The organism is Dactylosporangium sp. NPDC051485 (assembly GCF_040682015.1).
Taxonomy (GTDB): Bacteria; Actinomycetota; Actinomycetes; order Mycobacteriales; family Micromonosporaceae; genus Dactylosporangium.
Map to the genome: position 1 here is coordinate 1 of NZ_JBFAZW010000237.1, position 3,899 is coordinate 3,899.

Genomic DNA, 3,899 nt, shown 5'->3' on the forward strand with positions numbered 1-3,899 from the left:
GCGGGCCGGCTCACCGCCGTGGACGTATGCCGTGGTGGCGAACATCCGGGAGGCGAGCCGCAGCTGCTCGTGCCCCCCGGCCTGCTGCCACGGCAGGCTGGGCGCCGCGGTCCGCGACAGCGAGCTCTCCAGGTCGAACTGCGGATGCGCGACCGCCGGCCGCACCTCCGTCGTCGTGTGCCCCCGCACCGCCTGCCCCGGCACCGCGTGTGCCGGCTGGGCCTGCACGGGCTGGGCGTGGGCCGGCTGGGTGGCCGCCGGCTGGTACGGCGCGGCCTGTGCCTGCGCGGGCGGCTGGTACGCGGCCTGTGCCTGCGCGGGCGGCGGCGCGGCCTCCGCGGCACCCCCGTACACCGTCGGCGCCGGCTGGTAAGGCGGAGGCTGGCCTGGCGACGGCGCCGCCTGGGCGGCACCGCCGTACACCGTCGGCGCCGGCTGGTAAGGCGGAGGCTGGGCCGGCGGCGGCGCGGCCTGGGCAGAGCCGCCGTACACGGTCGGCGCCGGGCCGTGCTGCCCGAATCCGGGCTGCCCGGGCGGCGGACCCACCTGCGCGCGCCCGACCTGGGCCCGCCCGGCGACCGGCGCCCCGTGCGGCGGCTGCTGACCGGGCTGACCCGGCTGGGCGGGCTGACCGGACTGACTCTGCTGGCCGGGCGCCGGACCGCGGTAGTAGCCGACCTGATCCGGCGGCGGCTCGGCCTGGTAGGGCGGCTCGTGAGGTGGCTGGGTCACTTGGCACCGCCTCCGGTCGGGGCGCAGGCGTACACCGCCGGCCCGTGCTCACCATCGAGCCGCACGAGCTCCGCCTTCGAGGCCGCCGCGGCCTCCTCGAACGCCCGCACCGACGGCTCCAGGTCGCTCGCGGTCGCCGAGACCCGCAGCAGGCAGCGCAGCGCCAGCCCCGAGCCGTCCCGGGTCAGCGTGAGCGAGGACGCCGACGACGCGGCCGGCATCGAGATGAGCCGCTCCAGCAGCGCCGCCGTGTCGGGAAGGTGGGGCCAGGTCTTGAGCCACAGCCCGTTGTGCGACAGCTCGCCGGAGCGCCACGCGGTCCACTCCTCGCGCGGCCGCCAGCCGTCGCCCGGCGCGGCCGGGTCGAACTCGCAGGCCCGGGTCAGGGCGGCGGTGAGCTGGTCGGCGTCGAGGATGTGGTGCTCGAGGCCCGCGTCGCGCAGCAGCCGGCCGACCTTGCGGATGAGCGAGCCGACCAGCGCCGGCGCGTGCTCGGCGTCGTAGCTGCCGGCCATGCCGGCCTCGGCCCGCGAGCGCGCCTCGAGCCGCACGGCGACCCACGTGGTGCGCTCGGCCGGCAGCGGGGGAGCGGCCTGCAGTTGCTGCAGCTCGCGGTAGGAGCGGGCGGCGAACTGGGCGTCGTCGACCTGCTGCCACGGCGCCGGGACGCTCACCGTGGTGACCTGCACGACCGCGCCGGGGTGTTCGGCCTCGTCCAGCACGCGGGCGAGGAGATCCAGCGGTACCCCCGGCTCGGCATCGCCCCGCATGGACGTCTCGGCGCCGAGGACCGCCGCGGCGAACCAGCCGGCCGCGTCGCACCCCACGCCGATCTTCGGCCCGTCGGCGGTGGCCCCGGCGACGTCCTGCACGAGCAGCCCGGGGGCGAGCGTGCGCAGCATCACCAGCCGCCGGTCCCGCTCCGGGGTCGGATCGGGGCCGGCCCGGCGGCGCCGGTTGTGCTCGCGGACCAGGGCGCGCCGCTCCAGCCACCACCGCCCGCGGGAGCGCAGCAGGAACACGACGATGACGAGGATGCCGGCGAAGGCGGTGATCCCGGCGACGACCGGCCCGCGGGGCAGCATGGCCGCGATGACCACCAGCACGGCCTCGATCAGGACGAGCCGCCCGATGTGCACGCCGCCGACGTACCCGGGGCGGCGCCGCAGCCGAGGCTGTGACTCCTCGCCGCGTGCGGAGACGGGCGCTTGAGTCATCTGGCCGGCACCCCCGTAGCTCGAGCCGCTCAATCCTTGTCGGGATCGCAGCTTACCTATCCCGTTCACCCTATGGCGGGCGCGCTCCTGCGGCATCTGCCAGGCGGGACAGCATAGCCGATCATCGGCGCGCGACCCGGTTCGCGAGTCACCGCCGTGGGTGAGGGTCGAGCGGCGCCGGATGGGCAGTGGCCGCGCATGCCAGCGAAGAAGAAGCACACGCAGGGCAGCCAGCCGTGGCTGCACCAGCAGGGCCACGAGATCCAGCGGTTCGGGCAGATCCGGCAGTTCCCGGTCGCGCTGTCCCACGATGCCCGGATGTACTCCTGCGAGCGCCTCAACCAGGTCCTCGCCGACACGCAGATCCTCTATGCGCTGTACAAGAAGCACCACTGGCTGATGCGGGGGCCGACCTTTTACCAGCTCCACCTGCTGCTGGACAAGCACGCGGGCGAGCAGCTCGAGCTGGTCGACGCCCTGGCCGAGCGGGTGCAGACGCTCGGCGGGATCGCGGTCGGGGACCCGCGGCACGTGGCCGAGCTGACCAGGGTGCCCCGGCCGCCCGATGGGGCCGAGGAGGTACCGGCGATGCTCTCCCGCCTCCTGGAGGCCCACGAGATGATCCTGTCCGACGCGCACGACGCCGCCGCCCGGGTGGAGGAGCTCGGCGACGACGGCAGCAACGACATGCTGGTCTCCGAGGTCATCCGCACCGGCGAACTGGAGGCCTGGTTCCTGGCCGAACACCTGGTCGACACCCCCATCGTTCGGATCGAAGAGGAGGTAAAGGCGGGCGCGAACGGCCGGCGTTGATGAGAGGCGCTACCGTGTCGGCGTGACGAGGCATATCGAGTCGCAGCTGGGCGTCGACCTTGGCACCACGCACACGGTCGCCGCACTGACCGCCGCCGACGGTCGAAGCCAGCCGCTGCTGTTCGACGCCAGCTTCCTGCTGCCGTCGTCGGTCTACGCCGAGGTCGACGGGCACCTGCTCGTCGGCAGGGATGCCGAGCGCTCCGCGCGGCTCGATCCGTCCCGTTATGAGCCCAACCCGAAGCGCCGGGTCGACGACGGCACGGTGCTGCTGGGCAGCCGGGAGTATGCCGTCTCCGACCTGCTGGCGGCGCTGCTGCGGCGCACCGCCGACGAGGCCTCGCGGGTGCTCGGCATCATGCCGGTGCGCACCGTGCTGACCTACCCGGCGAACTGGGCGACGCACCGCCGCTCGGTCCTCGCCGACGCGGCGGCGCGGGCGGGCATGCCGGCGCCGATCCTGGTGCCCGAGCCGATCGCGGCGGCCGCCTACTTCACCACGGTCCTCGGGCGCAACATCTTCCCGGGCCAGGTCCTCGTGGTGTACGACTTCGGCGGCGGCACGTTCGACACGACCGTGCTGCGCCGCCGGCCCGACGGCGGCTGGGACGTGCTGGCCAGCGACGGCCTGCCCGACGTCGGCGGCGTCGACCTGGACGCGGCCATCATCGGCCACCTCGGCAAGACGATCGCGCCGGGCGACCCGCAGCGCTGGCGGCAGCTCGTCGAGCCGGCCGACGACGCCGACCGGCGCCGCCACCACCTGCTGCGCGAGGACGTGCGCGCGGCCAAGGAGCAGCTCTCGCGCAGCTCGACCGCGAGCGTGCACCTGCCGCTGTTCGAGACCGACGTGCACGTCACCCGGCCCGAGTTCGAGGAGCTGTCCCGCTCCTACCTGCAGCGCACCGTGGACCTGACGGCGAGCACGCTGCAGCGCGCCGGCGTGCGCTCCGACCAGATCGGCGGGCTGTTCCTGGTCGGCGGGTCGAGCCGGATCCCGCTGGTCAGCACCCTGCTGCACCAGCGGCTCGGGGTCGCGCCGACCCTCATCGAGCAGCCCGAGCTGGTGGTGGCGCTGGGCAGCGTGCTGGCCGCGATGCCGGCCCGCCCGGCGCCGTTCCCGGCGGCCCCGCCGCC

The 3,899-nt window shown here is 75.1% G+C and carries 3 protein-coding genes and 1 pseudogene; 2 read left to right on the top strand and 2 right to left on the bottom strand.

Annotation, left to right across the window (positions count from 1 at the left end):
• Both AB0M46_RS51140 and AB0M46_RS51145 read right to left on the bottom strand, forming a co-directional pair.
• Window positions 1-732, bottom strand: a pseudogene (locus AB0M46_RS51140) (hypothetical protein); the annotation flags it as partial.
• Window positions 729-1,949 (bottom strand): type VII secretion protein EccE, encoded by a 1,221-nt coding sequence (locus AB0M46_RS51145; protein ID WP_363349009.1) that lies wholly within the window; start codon window positions 1,947-1,949, stop codon window positions 729-731. The pseudogene AB0M46_RS51140 and the gene AB0M46_RS51145, both read right to left, overlap by 4 nt.
• 198 nt (window positions 1,950-2,147) lie before the next feature.
• Here AB0M46_RS51145 and AB0M46_RS51150 point away from each other — a divergent pair, with 198 nt between their 5' ends.
• Complete coding sequence (locus AB0M46_RS51150) at window positions 2,148-2,762, top strand: DNA starvation/stationary phase protection protein (protein ID WP_363349011.1); 615 nt, start codon at window positions 2,148-2,150, stop codon at window positions 2,760-2,762.
• Between the two features lie 22 nt (window positions 2,763-2,784).
• Window positions 2,785-3,899, top strand: a 1,115-nt coding sequence (locus AB0M46_RS51155) for an Hsp70 family protein (protein ID WP_363349013.1), incomplete at its 3' end; no start/stop codon positions are given.